Origin of the sequence: Microcoleus sp. MOSTC5, assembly GCF_036701825.1 — a bacterium.
GTDB classification, from domain to species: Bacteria; Cyanobacteriota; Cyanobacteriia; order Cyanobacteriales; family Microcoleaceae; genus Microcoleus; species Microcoleus asticus.
Genome location: NZ_JAUBRK010000015.1, coordinates 34295 through 50977 on the forward strand (window position 1 = coordinate 34295; position 16683 = coordinate 50977).

Annotated in this window: 17 protein-coding genes and 1 tRNA gene; 9 read left to right on the forward strand and 9 right to left on the reverse strand. The window is 46.8% G+C overall.

Annotated elements, in window-relative coordinates; translation table 11 throughout:
- The coding region (locus QUA54_RS10470) for a CHAT domain-containing protein (protein WP_333414535.1) at positions 1-4041 on the forward strand (4041 nt) is incomplete at its 5' end.
- Positions 4038-5561, forward strand: a complete 1524-nt coding sequence (locus QUA54_RS10475; protein ID WP_333414536.1) for a hypothetical protein — start codon at positions 4038-4040, stop codon at positions 5559-5561. The genes QUA54_RS10470 and QUA54_RS10475, both read left to right, overlap by 4 nt.
- 7 nt (positions 5562-5568) lie before the next feature.
- Here QUA54_RS10475 and QUA54_RS10480 read toward each other — a convergent pair whose 3' ends face one another.
- The 3 genes from QUA54_RS10480 to QUA54_RS10490 are packed head-to-tail and all read right to left on the reverse strand — an operon-like array spanning position 5569 to position 6566.
- The gene (locus tag QUA54_RS10480) at positions 5569-5925 is read right to left on the reverse strand and encodes a DUF5615 family PIN-like protein (RefSeq protein WP_333414538.1); all 357 of its coding nucleotides are present in this window, start codon (positions 5923-5925) and stop codon (positions 5569-5571) included.
- Positions 5918-6316, reverse strand: coding sequence for a DUF433 domain-containing protein (locus QUA54_RS10485; protein ID WP_333414539.1), 399 nt, complete (start codon positions 6314-6316; stop codon positions 5918-5920). The genes QUA54_RS10480 and QUA54_RS10485 overlap by 8 nt, the downstream gene beginning before the upstream one ends.
- 37 nt (positions 6317-6353) lie before the next feature.
- Positions 6354-6566 carry a helix-turn-helix domain-containing protein gene (locus QUA54_RS10490; RefSeq protein ID WP_006634859.1) on the reverse strand — a complete coding sequence of 71 codons (213 nt, stop codon included), beginning with the start codon at positions 6564-6566 and terminating at the stop codon, positions 6354-6356.
- A 126-nt stretch (positions 6567-6692) separates the two neighbouring features.
- Here QUA54_RS10490 and QUA54_RS10495 point away from each other — a divergent pair, with 126 nt between their 5' ends.
- Positions 6693-6932 carry a hypothetical protein gene (locus QUA54_RS10495; protein ID WP_333414541.1) on the forward strand — a complete coding sequence of 80 codons (240 nt, stop codon included), beginning with the start codon at positions 6693-6695 and terminating at the stop codon, positions 6930-6932.
- 126 nt (positions 6933-7058) lie between these two features.
- On the opposite strand, the gene QUA54_RS10500 is transcribed toward QUA54_RS10495, so the two are convergent.
- A tRNA-Leu gene (locus tag QUA54_RS10500) sits at positions 7059-7142 on the reverse strand.
- 229 nt (positions 7143-7371) lie between these two features.
- Here QUA54_RS10500 and accC point away from each other — a divergent pair.
- The gene (accC, locus tag QUA54_RS10505; RefSeq protein WP_333414542.1) at positions 7372-8724 is read left to right on the forward strand and encodes an acetyl-CoA carboxylase biotin carboxylase subunit; all 1353 of its coding nucleotides are present in this window, start codon (positions 7372-7374) and stop codon (positions 8722-8724) included.
- 143 nt (positions 8725-8867) lie between these two features.
- Here accC and QUA54_RS10510 read toward each other — a convergent pair whose 3' ends face one another.
- Positions 8868-9152, reverse strand: coding sequence for a YggT family protein (locus QUA54_RS10510; RefSeq protein ID WP_015176974.1), 285 nt, complete (start codon positions 9150-9152; stop codon positions 8868-8870).
- 124 nt (positions 9153-9276) lie between these two features.
- Here QUA54_RS10510 and psbX point away from each other — a divergent pair, with 124 nt between their 5' ends.
- Positions 9277-9396: a photosystem II reaction center X protein gene (psbX, locus tag QUA54_RS10515; protein ID WP_332985557.1), complete on the forward strand. Its 120-nt coding sequence runs from the start codon at positions 9277-9279 to the stop codon at positions 9394-9396.
- Here the strand turns inward: psbX and QUA54_RS10520 are convergent.
- The gene (locus QUA54_RS10520) at positions 9393-9602 is read right to left on the reverse strand and encodes a hypothetical protein (RefSeq protein WP_333414543.1); all 210 of its coding nucleotides are present in this window, start codon (positions 9600-9602) and stop codon (positions 9393-9395) included. The two genes, psbX and QUA54_RS10520, sit on opposite strands and share 4 nt — an antisense overlap.
- Before the next feature lie 74 nt (positions 9603-9676).
- Between QUA54_RS10520 and QUA54_RS10525 the strand changes: the two genes are divergently transcribed.
- From QUA54_RS10525 to QUA54_RS10540, 4 genes are all read left to right on the forward strand, one after another.
- Positions 9677-10495 carry a Ycf66 family protein gene (locus QUA54_RS10525; RefSeq protein ID WP_333187224.1) on the forward strand — a complete coding sequence of 273 codons (819 nt, stop codon included), beginning with the start codon at positions 9677-9679 and terminating at the stop codon, positions 10493-10495.
- Between the two features lie 282 nt (positions 10496-10777).
- Positions 10778-11902, forward strand: a complete 1125-nt coding sequence (locus QUA54_RS10530) for a redoxin domain-containing protein (protein ID WP_333414545.1) — start codon at positions 10778-10780, stop codon at positions 11900-11902.
- A gap of 111 nt (positions 11903-12013) precedes the next feature.
- Positions 12014-13462 carry a trypsin-like peptidase domain-containing protein gene (locus QUA54_RS10535; RefSeq protein ID WP_333414547.1) on the forward strand — a complete coding sequence of 483 codons (1449 nt, stop codon included), beginning with the start codon at positions 12014-12016 and terminating at the stop codon, positions 13460-13462.
- A 173-nt stretch (positions 13463-13635) separates the two neighbouring features.
- Positions 13636-14256, forward strand: a complete 621-nt coding sequence (locus QUA54_RS10540) for a pre-peptidase C-terminal domain-containing protein (RefSeq protein ID WP_333414549.1) — start codon at positions 13636-13638, stop codon at positions 14254-14256.
- A 409-nt stretch (positions 14257-14665) separates the two neighbouring features.
- Here the strand turns inward: QUA54_RS10540 and QUA54_RS10545 are convergent, their stop codons facing one another.
- The 3 genes from QUA54_RS10545 to QUA54_RS10555 form a co-directional block, all read right to left on the reverse strand.
- Positions 14666-14857 carry a chlorophyll a/b-binding protein gene (locus QUA54_RS10545; protein WP_190741410.1) on the reverse strand — a complete coding sequence of 64 codons (192 nt, stop codon included), beginning with the start codon at positions 14855-14857 and terminating at the stop codon, positions 14666-14668.
- Between the two features lie 94 nt (positions 14858-14951).
- Complete coding sequence (locus QUA54_RS10550; RefSeq protein ID WP_333199772.1) at positions 14952-15968, reverse strand: succinate dehydrogenase/fumarate reductase iron-sulfur subunit; 1017 nt, start codon at positions 15966-15968, stop codon at positions 14952-14954.
- A gap of 308 nt (positions 15969-16276) precedes the next feature.
- Positions 16277-16663 (reverse strand): hypothetical protein, encoded by a 387-nt coding sequence (locus QUA54_RS10555; protein ID WP_333414550.1) that lies wholly within the window; start codon positions 16661-16663, stop codon positions 16277-16279.
- Positions 16664-16683 lie beyond the last annotated feature (20 nt).

Genomic DNA, 16683 nt, shown 5'->3' on the forward strand with positions numbered 1-16683 from the left:
ATCAGGGGAGAGAAAGCAGAGAATATAGAAGTTGCGATCGCATATTTCACTGCTGCATTAACCGTCTACACCCGCGATGCCTTTCCCGAAAAATGGGCCGGCACGCAAAATGATCTGGGAGAAGCCTACCGTAACAGAATCAGGGGAGAGAAAGCAGAGAATATAGAAGTTGCGATCGCATATTTCACTGCTGCATTAACCGTCTACACCCGCGAAGCTTTTCCCGAAGATTGGGCTATGACGCAAAATAATCTGGGAGTTGCCTACAGTAACAACAGAATCAGGGGAGAGAAAGCTGATAATATCGAAGTTGCGATCGCATATTTGACTGCTGCATTAACCATCCGCACCCGCCATGCCTTTCCCGAAAAATGGGCTAAGACGCAAAATAATCTGGCAATTGCCTACAGTGAAAGAATCAGGGGAGATAAAGCAGAGAATATCGAACTGGCGATCGCATCTTACACTGCAGCATTAACCATCCACACCCCCGATGCCTTTCCCGAGTATTGGGCCCAGACGCAAAATAATCTGGCAAATGCCTACAGTAAAAGAATCAGGGGAGAGAAAGCAGAGAATATTGAAAATGCGATCGCCTCTTTTACTGCTGCATTAACCATCCGCACCCCCGATGCCTTTCCCGAAAAATGGGCCCAAACGCAAAATAATCTGGCTTCTGCCTACAGTGGCAGAATCAGGGGAGAGAAAGCTCAGAATATCGAAAATGCGATCACATCTTACACTGCAGCATTAACCGTCTACACCCGCGATGCCTTTCCCCAAGATTGGGCAAGGACGCAAAATAATCTGGCTTCTGCCTACAGTGGCAGAATCAGGGGAGAGAAAGCTCAGAATATCGAACTGGCGATCACATCTTACACTGCGGCATTATCCGTCTACACCCGCGATGCCTTTCCCGAATATTGGGCAAGGACGCAAAATAATCTGGGAGAAGCCTACCGTAAGAGAATCAGGGGAGAGAAAGCTCAGAATATCGAACTGGCGATAGCATATTTCACTGCTGCATTAACCGTCTACACCCGCGATGCCTTTCCCGAAGATTGGGCTATGACGCAAAATAATCTAGCAAATGCCTACAGTGACAGAATCAGGGGAGAGAAAGCTCAGAATATCGAACTGGCGATCGCATCTTACACTGCTGCATTGTCCGTCCACACCCGCGATGCCTTTCCCCAAGATTGGGCTATGACACAAAATAATCTGGCAGCAGCCTACACTTACAGAATCAGGGGAGAGAAAGCTCAGAATATCGAACTGGCGATCGCATATTGCACTGCTGCATTAACCATCTACACCCGCGATGCCTTTCCCGAATATTGGGCAAGGACGCAAAATAATCTGGCAGCAGCCTACACTTACAGAATCAGGGGAGAGAAAGCAGAGAATATCGAACTGGCGATCGCATATTTCACTGCTGCATTAACCGTCTACACCCGCGATGCCTTTCCCGAAAAATGGGCTCTGACGCAAAATAATCTGGGAGAAGCCTACCGTAAGAGAATCAGGGGAGAGAAAGCAGAGAATATCGAACTGGCGATCGCATCTTGCACTGTTGCATTAACCATCCGCACCCCCGATGCCTTTCCCGAATATTGGGCCCAGACGCAACATAATCTGGCAGCAGCCTACAGTTACAGAATTAGGGGAGAGAAAGCTCAGAATATCGAACTGGCGATCGCATCTTACACTGCTGCATTGTCCATCCACACCCGGGATGCCTTTCCCGAATATTGGGCTCTGACGCAAAATAGTCTGGCAGCAGCCTACGCTTACAGAATCAGGGGAGAGAAAACTCAGAATATCGAACTGGCGAAAAAGTGTTTCCACAATGCTTTAACTATTAGAACTCGCGAGGCTTTCCCACAAGAACATACAGAAATTTTATCTAATTTAGGTAATCTTTACCAAAGTAACCAGCAATGGCAACTCGCTTATGATACCTATGCCACAGCGATTGAAACAGTAGAATTTTTACGGGGCGAGATTCAATCTGGGGATGAAACCAAACAGAAATTAGCCGAAGAATGGAATCAACTCTATCTGGGCATGGTAAAAGTTTGCATCGAACTGCAACGCTACACCGAAGCTGTGGAATTTGCCGAACGTTCCAAGGGGCAAAACTTAATCGAGTTGCTGTCAGTGAAAGATTTGTACCCCAAAGGAGAAATTCCCCCCCAAGTGCGCCAAGAGTTGCAACAGTTAAGACAACGAATTGCCAAAGAAAATCAACGGTTAAAACAAGCTGAAGAAAAAAATTATGACTTCATCAACCAACTGCGCCAAGATTTAGCTGCAAAATATCCCTATACACCTCTCAAATTTGGTGAAATTCAGAAGTTAGCCGATGAAAAAACAGCCATTGTAGAATGGTACATTTTGGGCGATAGTTTTTGTGCTTTCCTCATCGCGAACGCTGCCCCCCAGCCCCCCTTAAGAAGGGTGGAGAAAGAGGGATCGGAATCCCCCTTGAAAATGGGAGAGAATCAATTAGAAGTTACACAGTTATCTCACAGCGAACCCGATCGACATTCAGCACCCCCCTTATTAAGGGGGGCTGGGGGGATCGGATTTTGGCAATCATCACCGCAAGATTTAGAAAAACTAATTGATTGGGTAATTGAATATTTAGGAAGTTATGGAAATTATAGATACAGGTTATCTAATGAATGGAAAGATAGTCTACAGGAAAAACTAGCAAATCTAGCCCAAATTCTTCACATCGATGAAATACTCAATTCGATTCCCGAAATCTACGATAAACTAATCCTGATTCCCCACCGCTACTTGCACCTGTTCCCTCTCCACGCCCTCCCGGTGAGTAGGGAAAATTGGCAGCGCTTTCACCCGAACAACCAAAATTGCCCCCTGAATCCCTGTCTCGTTGACTGCTTCGATAATGGAGTTTCCTACGCCCCCAGTTGTCAACTATTGCACCAAGTCCAAAAATACGAACGCGGTAAATTCGATAAGTTATTCGCCATTCAAAACCCCACAGATAACTTGATGGCAGCCGAAATGGAAGTACAAAGCATCAAAAACATCTTCCCCAAGTCAGAAACTTTAGCTAAACAAGATGCCAAAAAAGGCGAACAATCCGAGTCAAAGTTAGAAATAGCCGAAAAAGTCGCCGACAGCCATCATCTGTTCTTTTCCTGTCACGGTTCCTTCGACCCCAACGCACCCCTAAAATCTGGTTTACAGCTATATGATGGTACTCTCACCCTAGAAGAAATCATCCGCTATTTCAACCTCAGTCAATGCAGCCTAGTCACCCTTTCCGCCTGCGAAACCGGACAAGTCCAACTCGACGACACCGACGAATACATCAGCCTCACCAGCGGTTTCCTACTAGCTGGTAGTCCCAGTTTATACGTCAGCCTGTGGTCAGTAAACTCCCTTTCTACAGCAATTTTACTGATCAAAACCTACGAAAACATCTACCACCAACCCGGTAAATTCGCCCTAGCATTAAGCCAAGCCCAAATCTGGATGCGAGACACCGACATCCAAGGCTTCCTCGACTGGACAAACCAATGTCACCTCCTAGACACTGACTGGCGAGAAACCTTACAATACTGCTTGGAAGAGGACAAAGCAACTCAAGGAGTCTGTGCTAAAATCTATCAAAACCCCTATCATTGGGCCGGCTTCTCTGCGGCTGGCAAAGGAGAGCAAAACATGACTAATAGCAGCAACAAAATAGAAATTTTCCAGCAATTAATTCAATCAGATTTATTTTTTAACTTGAGATATGCCCTAGCTTCTCTCAAAGTTGAATTAACAGACAATGATGACAACAATGTCGGACTTATTGAAAAGTGGCTGCAAGATAAGCCAGCAATGAAGCTTCAATACAGGGCTAAGGTGATGAAATCAGAGGAAGTTAAATTACCCAATAAAGGGCAATCACCCACTAAGCCGGGACAGCAAAGTCAAATTTTGAAAGACACCCTAGAAAATATGACGATAGCTGCGGAAAAACCTCCTGAAGCAAATCAAGATACGCCGTCTTCTCCATGAAAAAATTTAGTATCAGTGTTTGTTATTTCCATCTCAATCAGACTTTAGCTGAACCTCCGGATCGAGTTTCACCTACAGCCGAGTTTATTTGGGAAAATCTGATTAAACTAAGTGAAAAACTGCCTTTCACTGAACTCAAAGATTTAAAATCTCAATTAGTTTGCTACGAATTTGATGGAGAATACCAGGATTTCAAACATCAGACAAAAACCTTAAATTTAATCAATCAATGGCTAACCAAAGAACAAGAGAAGATCGTACTTACTGCGATTCACAAAAATCAATTAGCGATTAGCGGGAATCTGCAACCCTTCCTATGGCATGATACCTACGCTTTCGATCTAACTTTATCTCCCGCCGATGATGAGCGAGATATTGCAGCAGCAGAAATCGATTTATTTGAACCTAGCAGCCTTTTCTTAGACTTTTCGGAAAACACTCTCGGTGAAACCATCTGGCTTTACGGACAAACAGAAATACCTGATACAGAATGTCAAGGCGTAGCTGATGAATTAGTGAGAAATCTGCTAAAAAACACTAACTTTACATTTAGATTAGTCCATAAAGGTAACTTGCTCAAAGTTCCCCTATTTGAATATGAAATTAGCCAAGCAAATCAACCCAATAAACTCTATCGGATTTTAGTTTGGATCGACAATCAAGGGATATCTCCAGATGTAACCTCTGTTTATGACGATTTATTTAACTCACTCTTGACTCGCCACAAAATTGAATATATTTACCAACAAGCGAAAAAAAGTTATATTGCAGCCAGAAAAGCTTACAGCGAACTAGAAGCAAAGATTACACAATTCAAGCAAGATAAGCCCTTAGAAGAACTGCAAAAACTTCTCGAATCAATGCCCGAACTATCTATGCAGTATCAACGGCAACTGCGAAATCTGCAAGGGCATTATACCACAATCAAAACCAATCAGCTCAACTATCAAACTTACTTACAAAAATTCTGGCAACCGGGCGATATTCCCAGTTGGCGAGAGTTTGGCAAAATTACCTGCAAGCGCTATCTGGACCAAATAGAAATCTACCTCAGTTATATCCAGCCGGGTAAAGACTTAATCGGCGAATTTATCAATACATTGCGGGGTTTGGTGGAAATAGAACAAGCCAAGTCCGATCGCAAATTGCAAGAACTGTTACAGATTAAGGAAGATAGGGAAAAAGAGCGCGATCGCAATTTACAAATTACCATAGCCGTTATCGGTGTGGGTATAGGCGTTGCGGGGGTTGTTTCCAGCAGCTACACCTTGGCTGTAGACAAACCTTGGGCATCACCCTCTTTCCAGCATCCTCTGCCGCTTCATCCTTTCTTTAGTGCCGTTATAATTAGTTGCTTGTGCGGTGGAGTCTTGGGATGGCTTGCTTTGCTGACTGCTCGTAAAGTGCTAAAATCATCATCCGATAGGCAAAGTGTATCTGGTTCCCAAAGTCAACCAGTTAATCCTGTTTTGCAGGAAGCGGAAGAAGTGCGATCGACCAGAGATACAGAAGTTCGATAAGATAGAATTAGGTTCGCCACTGATTAAGCCAGCGAACTTGCCCTTTCCAGTCAGTAGCTTGTGTTTCTGAAAGCAGTCGATCGAGCGAAGCAATTAGACTAGATAATGTCCAACTGTTTTGAGCAGCCAAAATGATGCCACCATGTTCGGGATAACGCTGAGCTAAAACCTGAAAATCCCGGATATTAAACGTAAAAATACACCGCCCTCGCGCTGTTGCTTCTAGCAATTGAGCCTCATCGCTAGCATTTAAAGCCATCCACTCAGTCGGTGTCCGAGTGACATCGTGACTGCGAGATAAAAGGGCGGCTTGCAAAGCTTTAATAGAGGTATCGGCATCTAGATGCAATAGCGGTTTAGACATTAGCAGCTTCGATAATTTGCTCAGCGGCAATAGATGCGTCTATTTCTTGATGGTGAGCCACATAAAAAGCGAGAACATCGTTCACTCGATCTTCACTTAAGCCATACTCAGTGGCAATTTGGTTTGGAGAAAAACCCCATTTCTGCGCTGCGATGACTACTGTTTGCACCCGCAACCGAGTGCCGCGCAAAACGGGAACGAGTTCGCCGCTAGCGCCGCGCACATAGGTGATTTCAGGAAAAGCCGGGTCGTCATTCCGCTGGTTGAGGGTAGCGACTTTTTCGGCTACAGCCCAGAGGATAAACTGATCGAACGAAATGCCTTGGAGTGTTGCCAATTTTTCAGCTTCTTGCTGTAACTGAACGGGTAAGTTTAAGGCGTAGGATGTCATCGATCTAACTTCCGTTTGCTAATATAATTTCATCGGTTCATTCTTTAACAACTTCCATCAACTCCTCAATCAAAACATCGAGGGTGCGAGCTATCTTTTGAATGGATGTGATATCAACCGTTGCTAGTCCTTCCGATCGAGCATAGTGCCTGACTGTGCTGTACGGAACCTCGGATCGATCGGCAACATCCTTTAGCGTCCATCCTTTTTCGTCAGCCAACTCTCGAATTCGGAACCTAACTAACCCCATTCTACTTGACAAACGATAAGTATCTATCGTTTAATATTTGTAATCACAAAGACGATCGCCCTCAGACCTGATAAATCAAGGGCAATCGCCTCTCTAACCATCCACTTTCGTGGAAAGGATTTTCCTATGATACCAAAAGAACTCACTTATCGCGATCGACTTAAACCTTGGTGTATAATTCGCCAACTCCCAAACTGTCAGCGGTTAACAGTCGCCCGTTTTAGTCGTCGCCCTGATGCCGAATCTTACTTGAATGCACTGCGTCGCTTAATGCCCGCAGTCACACATACAATTGTTTTCGTAAATGCGCTGTGCGTCAATGAAACCAGCGTTCCTATTCAAACACAATTGTCGATCGACAGTTAAAGAATGCTTAGTTCGATCGAGTTTTCGAGAATCCCATCTAAAACTCGATCGACTTTCTAGAAAAACCACTCAATATAAAACAACTGCCGACAGCAAAAACTGTCAACAGTTGTTCTATATATTCAATGCGGATGGCGAGACTCGAACTCGCAAGGACATATTGCCACACGCACCTCAAGCGTGCGCGTATACCAATTCCGCCACATCCGCTCTTTCTGGCAATCTCCGGGATTTTTTGCGTTACGAGTTAAAGATCCACAGGTTGAGGTTCCTGACATTTAACTTGTGACTTGCCCTTTTGCACCGCCGATTTACAATCATAGCACCACTACCAGCCAAATGTAAAATAAACTTTTATGAACAATTTCTGCAAAACCATTATCCAGAACATACCGAAAGGCATTATTGTACAGAATATTGAGTGAATTAAGCAGCGAAGATGGGGTTCTCGAAAATTTTAATCGCTAATCGGGGAGAAATAGCTCTCCGCATACTGCGCACCTGCGAGGAAATGGGGATTGCCACGGTCGCCGTTCACTCCACCGTAGATAAACACGCCCTGCACGTCCAGTTGGCAGACGAAGCCGTTTGCATCGGCCCCCCCACCAGCAGCAAAAGCTATTTAAACATCCCCAACATCATCGCGGCCGCCCTGACGCGCAACGCCGCAGCCATTCACCCGGGCTACGGATTCCTCTCGGAAAACGCCCGATTTGCGGAAATCTGCGCCGACCATCAAATTACCTTCATCGGCCCTTCTCCTGCCGCGATGCGGGCGATGGGCGACAAATCCACCGCCAAAGAAACTATGCAGCGGGTGAAAGTCCCCACAGTTCCCGGTAGCGAGGGATTGCTGGCGGACGAACACGAAGCTTTGTCGATCGCCCGCGACATCGGCTATCCTGTGATGATCAAAGCCACAGCCGGCGGTGGTGGCCGGGGGATGAGGCTAGTGAGAGAAGCATCCGAACTCCCCAAACTATTCTCCGCAGCCCAAGGCGAAGCCGATGCAGCCTTCGGCAATCCCGGAGTCTACCTCGAAAAATTCATCGAAAAACCCCGGCACATCGAAATCCAAATCCTCGCCGACAACTACGGTAACGTCATCCACCTCGGCGAGAGAGATTGTTCCATTCAGCGCCGACATCAGAAACTCCTCGAAGAAGCCCCCAGCCCAGCCCTCACCCAGAAACTCCGAGATCAGATGGGTCACGCAGCCGTCGCCGCCGCCAAATCCATCAACTACACGGGTGCCGGCACAGTCGAATTTTTGCTTGACAAATCGGGCAAGTTCTACTTCATGGAAATGAACACCCGCATCCAAGTAGAACATCCCGTCACCGAGATGATTACAGGCCTCGATTTGATAGCCGAACAAATTCGGATCGCCCAAGGCGAAAAACTGCAAATCAAGCAAAACCAAGTAATTCTCAACGGCCACGCCATCGAGTGCCGCATCAATGCCGAAGATCCCGATCGCAATTTCCGACCTCACCCCGGCAGAATCAGCGGTTATTTGCCACCCGGCGGCCCGGGTGTGCGGATGGACTCTCACGTTTACACCGATTACGAAATACCCGCTTACTACGATTCTTTAATCGGTAAATTGATAGTATGGGGGCGCGATCGACCTTCAGCGATCCGGCGCATGAAACGCGCCCTGCGGGAATGCGCCATCACCGGCGTCCCCACAACTCTGGGCTTTCACCAAAAAATCCTCGATAGCCCTGAATTTCTCAACGGCGAGGTTTACACCAATTTCGTCGAACAGTTCATGAACAATAGTCAGTAGTCAGTTGGCAGTAGGCAGTTGGCAGTTGGCAGTAGGCAGTTGGCAGTTGGCAGTTGGCAGTTGGCAACTAACCCATGCCCCATGCCCCATGCCCCATGCCCCATGCCCCATGCCCATGCCCCATGCCCCATGCCCGCTGACTCTTACATCATCATCGTCAGGAGTCCTTGCTGACCGAGAATCATTTCTCGCAGCAAGCTACAGATACCGACCCAAATAATCGGCGTAATGTCCACCCCGCCGATCGGCGGTACAATCTTTCTAGTTACGGCTAAAAAAGGTTCCGTCGGCCAAGCAATCAGACTCAACGGCAACTTGCTCAGGTTCACCTCGGGATACCAAGTCAGAACGATCCGAAAAATAAAGAGCAAAGTCATCAGCACTAGGACAGAGCCCAGAATCCAACTTGCAACGGTAATACCAGTCATGGGTCTTATCTCGAAATCTTAAGTTTTGTTAAGTCAGCCGTTCATAATTTTAACCGTTTCACAGGTGCGATCGAAAGTATAAAATTAATAAAAATCAAATTGTTGTAACAAAGGCTTTGAATCTATGACTCCTTCTCTCGCGAACTTTTTGTACAGCCTGCTGGTGGGCGTGGCTGTGGTAGTGATTCCAGCAACGATCGGCCTGATCTTCATCAGCCAAAAAGACAAAATCAAGCGCACCTAAAAAGTCTGGGGGGCTTCAAGTCCGGCGTAAAAGTCAATTTTCGCCTGCACGTCGGGCCTTTCCCCGATCCGAAAAACCTCAGCTACCAGCAACTGTGAAGGCAAAACCTTCGGTTGACTGCCAAGCTGAGGTTTTTTCCCGTTAAACTCATTATTATACTCAGTTCCTAAGCTGAAACCCTGACCGGACGCTGCCCCAGAAAGCACAGTCGGGATAACAGACTTAATGATAGATGTAAAATCTAACTCGCTAACATAGGAAAGACATAGGAGATAGGCTAATGGTCAATTTAGGATTGAACTGGAGCAGCCTGTTAGGGATCATCCTAGCAGTAGCAGGGGCAGGACTGTACTTTCTGCGATCGTGGCGTCCCAAACTAGCCCGAGACCACGATATTTTTTTTGCAGCAGTCGGCCTGCTGTGCGGCGGTATTCTGTTATTTCAAGGATGGCGGCTTGACCCAATTCTGGCCTTCGGTCAATTTCTGCTCACCGGTTCGGCCATATTTTTTGCTGCAGAAAGCATTAAGCTGCGGGGAGCAACCACCGCCCAAGCCAAAAGTCGCGCTCAATACGTAGATGAAGAGCGACCTGTCAGCAACGCCTACGGTTACGAAAGCTACGATTCCGACATCGAGCAGCTAGAACCAGAGGAAGACTATCCGCAGCGTCCCCGGATCAGAGGCAGCCAAGACTACCGTTCCTCCCGGGAAGCCTACGACGACGAACCCCGCCGCCGTCCCTCGAATCGCAACGGCAGCGTTAACACCTCCAAGCCCGAGTCGTCCGATCGACGAGCATCGCGCAAACGTCCCTCTCGCCCAGAAGCAGAAGCCTCGCCTGCCCAAGAGTCTGACAACTGGGACGTTTCAGACAACCCCGAAGAAAGACCGACCCGCAGCCGCAGCAGTCGCCCCCCTGCTTCGGAAAACCGCAGTTCCGATACGCCGCCGAGAACCAAAAAACCCCGTCCTGCGGAAGCATCCAGGTCTCGCCCCAGCAACCGCGACGTGGAAGCACCGCCATCAGACTACGTGGAGTATCGACCTGTAGAATACCCGGAAGACCAACCGGATAATTCCCCCAATTTCGACAAATAGGCAAACATAAGTAGGTGGGTGAAACTAAACATTTATCCCCCAGCTCCGGCTTGGGACACCGCAGAACTCTAAGTTGCGTTTATTGATACCCATCTACTTATTATCAGATATTAGACTTATTAAAAAAACCGTAAATAGGGAGTGTGAAACCGCAGACAAACGCAGATATACACAGATAAAAGCTAATTTTTTTCTAAAAAAACCTTTTAACATACCGAACCAGTGGAACTAATCGACAGCATAATAATCTAAATATAAAATCCTCAATCTAAAATCAGCAAGATGCCTTTACTCGAAATAGGAGATCCGGCTCCCTGGTTTTCCATTCCTTCTACAAATAACCCCTTATTTAATTTCTCGACGGTTGGCGGCCGGCGAGTCGTGCTGTTTTTCTTTGGCAGCGCAGCTTTTGAACAAATTCAAGTTATCCTCAAAAGCTTTCAAGAGCGATCGGAGGAATTCCAAAGCTTGCAAGTAGCGCGGTTCGGAGTGAGCGTTGACCCAGCAGACAAAGAACAAAACAGACCAACAACTATTGCTCCGTCATTCCTCTTTTTCTGGGACTTAGACAAAAAAGTCAGCCAGCAGTACGGTGTTTCCCATGATGTTGAACAAAATGGAGTTGGCGGAGTTCACTATGCACCCCAAACTTTTGTTATCAACGAAAACCTTCAGATAATTAATATATTGCCGATGGGCGAACCGCACCAACACGCCCAGCAAGTATTAGATTTTTTCAAAACTTTGCCCCCAATTGAGGAAGCCCGAGCCGCCACTCGCCACGCCCCGGTGTTAGTAATTCCTAACGTTTTGGACAAAAAGTTTTGCCGTACTTTGATCGATATGTACAAAGCTAATGGTGGCAGTCCCTCGGGCTTTATGAGGCAAATAGAGGGGAAAACCGTTGGCCTGCACGACGACACTTTCAAAAAGCGCCGAGATTTCTTTATTAAAGACGAGGATTTCCGGCGAGAATTGAATGCGATTATTTTGCGCCGGGTGCGGCCGGAAATAGAGAAAGCTTTTCAGTTTACAATTACCAGGTTTGAACGGTATTTGATAGGTTGTTACGATGCCCAGAGCGGCGGTTATTTTCTGCCGCACCGCGACAACACTAGCAAAGCTACGCTGCACCGCAAGTTTGCGATGACGCTAAACTTGAATGTGGGAGAGTACACGGGGGGATTTTTACGGTTTCCAGAGTACGCGCCGCACGGTTATAAAGGCGATTCTGGCACGGCGATTATTTTTTCGTGTTCTTTGCTGCATGAAGCGACTTCCGTGATTAGCGGTCAGCGTTTTGCTTTGCTGTCATTTTTTTACGGTGATGAGGAGGCTGAGGTGCGGAAAGCTAATTTCAAGTATCTTGCTGCTGATTCAGATTCCCGAATTGAAGAACCGGCGTGAGGAAGGTCACTACCGTTGTGCAAGTCCTAAAATAATTACAGAGGGTAGTTAGCAGTTAGCAACAAAACTTAATTCCTAGCTACCGATCGCTAAATACTAAAATCGATCGCCATGAATTTCACACTTCTAAGTTTAGCAGTATCGGGAATTTTAACGGTTGGGGTAACAGCCAGCGCCAGTGCGGTTGTTACGACATCCCCTGTACGGCAATCAACAGATTTAACGGAATTTAACTCGGTGCATTCCCAGGGTGCGATCGCCCAAAATGTCGATGAACAAACCAATATTCGCGTCTACGAAAAAGCCAGCCCTGCGGTTGTTAGCGTCGATACCGGTAAATCTAACGGTAGCGGTACAATTATCAGCCCTGACGGCATGGTGTTAACGAACGCCCACGTTGTTTCGGCTGGCGGTACCGTGAATATAATTCTGTCAGACGGCAGAAAGCTTGTGGCCGATGTCGTCGGATTCGGCGAAGAAGGTCTAGACTTAGCCGTGGTTAAGATTCGCGGTCAAAACAATTTGCCCACCATTCCTTTAGCCCGTCCCGGTTCGGTGAAAGTCGGGCAACAAGCATTTGCGATCGGCAATCCATTCGGTCAATTTCAAGGTACTTTTACAGTCGGAATTGTCAGCCGCATCGACCTCGATCGGGGCTTAATTCAAACCGACGCCGCCATCAATCCCGGCAATTCTGGAGGGCCGCTGCTCAACAGTTCAGGAGAATTAATCGGCGTCAATACTTCTATTTTTACTCGCGGTCGAGGCGGTGGCAGTATCGGTATCGGTTTTGCAATTTCAGCAGACAAAGTACCCGCTTTCCTGACAGCGGTAAGAGAAGGGCGAGCTCCCCGCGTGGCTCAAACCCGATCGCCCTTTGGCAACAAATCACCTGAAAAACTCGCCTTAAACGGGCCCGCCGTCAGTGGCAAACTCACCAACCAGTCTAGCGTTCTGCCCACCGATAACAGCTTTTTTGACCTCTACTCGTTTGAGGGAAAAGCGGGTCAGCAAATCACAATAGAAATGAAAAGTCAAGAGATTGACCCTTATTTAATATTGCTCGGACCCAACCAGCGCGAAATTGCTCAAGACGATGACGGAGCAGGCAGTAAAGACGCCAGAATTACAGTTAGGCTGCCAGCAGACGGGACTTACACGTTAGTGGCCAATTCCTACGAAGCTAGGCAGTCGGGGGCTTATACGTTAGAACTGAAAGCGAGTGCTTCTACCGGCACTTCTCGGGCAATTTTGCAAGAAGAAGCTGCTTTAGTGGCAGGCGGTCCGGTATTGCCGTCTGACAACAGTCTGTATCGCGAGTATACTTTTGAAGGTCGATCGGGTCAGTCTGTAGCCATTTCCCTAGAAAGTACAGATTTCGATCCCTATGTGGCTATCTTTGGCCCTAACGGCCGATTAGTGGCAGAAAATGACGATGCGAGCGATTCGACTAAAAATGCGTTTCTGAGCGTTACTTTGCCCGCTACGGGTCGCTATCGCGTAATTGTCAATGCTTATGATGCTTCGGGCCGGGGTCGTTACACTCTAACTGTCCGTTGAAAATGGGTAATGGGGAATTGGTAATGGGGAATTGGTAATGGGGAATTGGTAATGGGGAATTGGTAATGGGGAATTATTTTTCTTCCTTCTTCCTTCTTCTTCTTCCTTCCTTCCTTTTTGCTTCCTTCCTTTTTCCTTCTTCCTCCTTTCTTCTTTGCAAATCGAGGTAATTCATGCGTCAAGTTAGATTTTGGGCGATCGCGCCAATTGCTCTGGTAGCTACTTTTTCTGGCAAGCCGACTCTCTCTTCGCCAGTTTCAAATTTAGGTGGAGTTGCTAACAGCAGTTCTACCCTCATTTCAGCAGAATTTCCTCAAAATTCACCTGATGCGAACCCTGCTGGTAAGGCTGTTTTAGCTCAAGCAAGCCCCAACCCGTCGCCATCACCACAGAGTTCGCCAACTCAGAGTCCAACTGTACAACCTTTGCCGAGTCCCGATCCGGGTTCATCTAAGGTCATTTTAGAGCAAAACGGAGAACTCACCCCTGCTAAGTCATCTGTACTGCCCTCGGACAGCAGTTTGTACGATGAGTATACCTTTGAAGGCACTCAGGGTCAGAAAGTGGTTGTTACCGTAGAAAGTACCGAGTTTGATACTTATCTCGCTATTTTCAACTCCCAGGGCGAGCTACTTGCAGAAAATGATGATGTGACGCAGCAAAATTCCAATTCTGAGCTTAGTGTTACCTTGTCTGCGAGCGGTCGCTACCGCGTCATTGTCAATGCTTACGAGCCGCCTCCAAAAGGTAGAGGCAAGTACAGTTTGACCGTCCGCGAAACAACTGGAAATTAGTTTGAACGAAATCCCTATCCATTATCTATGTGAATAATTTCTCGATAGGCGACTGGAAACCAAGCTTAAAAGTACAGGTTAAATTTGCACTAACTTAACTTGATTTCCGCTTTTTATAAGCAGGAATGCAGGTAAAAAATGGATAATTATCTATTTTTTTACCTGCTTTTTTATAGTAAAAGTAAGAAGGAAGAAGGTTTTAGTTATTTACGATAGAAGGAAGAAGAAATAGACCGCATTAGTTTCAGGGACTAAGAACGTCCTAAGCGTGTTGGCGGTTGCTAAATGAATAGGATTTACGCATCGTTGCCCTGAAATCTAGTTTTTTACCAAAATACTTTGTGGCAGCCCTATGATCGGTAAAAAACCAGGTTTTAGAGCATTTTTAGTGCCTGATATACCGATCGATTTAACGCAGACCCAGCCAGGTGAAAAAATCCTGGCGAGTGAAGAATTCTAGCAGCAAAAGTCCGACGAATCCCACCATCGCAAATCGTCCGTTGATTTGTTCGGCGTAGGCATTCCACCCAAAGGCTGGTTCTGCTTGTTTTGGGGTATTTGGGGTTGTCGGTTTTGGGGATGGAGGAGTTTTAGCAGTCATTTAAAAGTTTTGAGTTTCGTGTTTTGAGTGATGATTTTTGGGAAGCTTTGCGATCGCACAACTTGTAATTTACCAGGAAAATGACAACCGATCGCTAATCTGCTGACTTTTCTAAACTTTGAACCGATTCGATCAGATTTCGCACCGTTTCAGTACCTTCTGAAGGCTCAAAAAACAGTGGGAACTTGCCGCGAGCGATCATTCTCAAACCCAACGGGCCCAGACTCAGCAAACCTTTAACGTCGCGGAAGTAGTTTCCTACTACTTCGATGCCAAATTTGCGCTCGTCTATCCAGCCGCCTTCTTTGACCAGATCGATTAAAACTTTGCGGTGGCGGATCGATCGACTGGCTTGGTCGTCTTTGCGATCGAGAATCTCTTGTTTAATCTTACCAATTTGATCCATCGGCGCGACTTCCATCGGACAAACCGAGTTGCAGTAGTAACAGCGGGTGCATCCCCAGACCCCTGCGGTGCCCTCGTTGTATTTTTCGAGCCGATTTTCGGTTTCGCTGTCCCGGGAGTCGGCGATCGTGCGGTAAGCTTTGGCGAGGGCGTGGGGGCCGACAAATTCCGGGTTGACTTCGCGGGCGTTGCACTCAGAATAGCACGCGCCGCAGAGGATGCAGTTGCCGGTTTGGTCGAGTTTCGATCGCTCTTCTGGAGTTTGCAGAAATTCGCGTTCTGGAATTGCTCGCGAGGCGGTGCTGACATAGGGTTCCACTGCTTCCAGGTTGTCCCAAAAACTGGTCATGTCAACAACCAAATCTTTAATGACCGGCATATTTCCCATTGGGGCGACGGTGATTTCTGGGATGAAATCGACAGGCTTTTCTGCTGAACTGGAATGGGCTATTTTGTCAAGTCTTGCGAGTTCGCTGGCCACATTTTCTTTGCAAGCTAATGCCGATCGACCGTTAATTCGCATAGAACAACTGCCGCAAATTGTATTGCGACAATTTTTGCGAAAAGCTAATGTGCCGTCCTGTTCCCACTTGATGCTGTTGAGGCAGTCGAGGATGGTATTGCTCTCTTCCACGTCTAGGGTGTAAGTGTGAACCCGGGGAGCCTCGTTTTGATTTTGGCGGACTACGTTAAAGCGGACTTTCATATTTTGAGGGAGGAATTTAGTGTCTATTTTAAACTGAATTTTCTGGTTTTCTAAAAACCTATTGTTGTTTTTTACAACTACCTAAAGTAAGAGATTTAACCAGTTTTATTATTGTTTGATAAAAGGCAATAAGTCCAAAGTGGTAAATCCTAAATTGTAACTTTTTTAAGCGGATTTTTTGAGATGTTAATAGGAGAGACAAGTAATTGAGCGCTGCAGTTCGCGAGTCGGAGGTGCCTGATGTCCAGCTTGTTTGTCTTAACTTTCATGTTTTCAACGCCGGCTTTTTGTCTGGGTCTGCTAAATCCTCAATGGGTGGGACTGGGAACTCGCAAGCGATCGACTGCCTTGTACGGCGGGTTGATGGCAGTTTCGTTCCTTGTGCTTGGGGTTACAGCACCTAAGCCGCCGCAACCAGTTTCCTCGGGGCTGCTGGCCTCAACTGAATCGCCAGAATTTAGAGTCAGCGCACCTTTGCGCTGAACGTAGCTGGGTATGCATATCACTTTTATGGCAGCGTTACCAGAAATTTTACCAGGACTTACGCCCGGTTGGGGCGAGAAACCTAGTTTTTTTAATAAAAATACTTGGTTATACTCATTTACTGCAATTAAAAACTCCGGTTTCTCGGCGTCGGAGTGCGATCGCGAACTGTAGGAAAAAATCTTGGGTTTAGTAAGAAGAAATACACTCATAAACCGGGTTTCACCCGCGT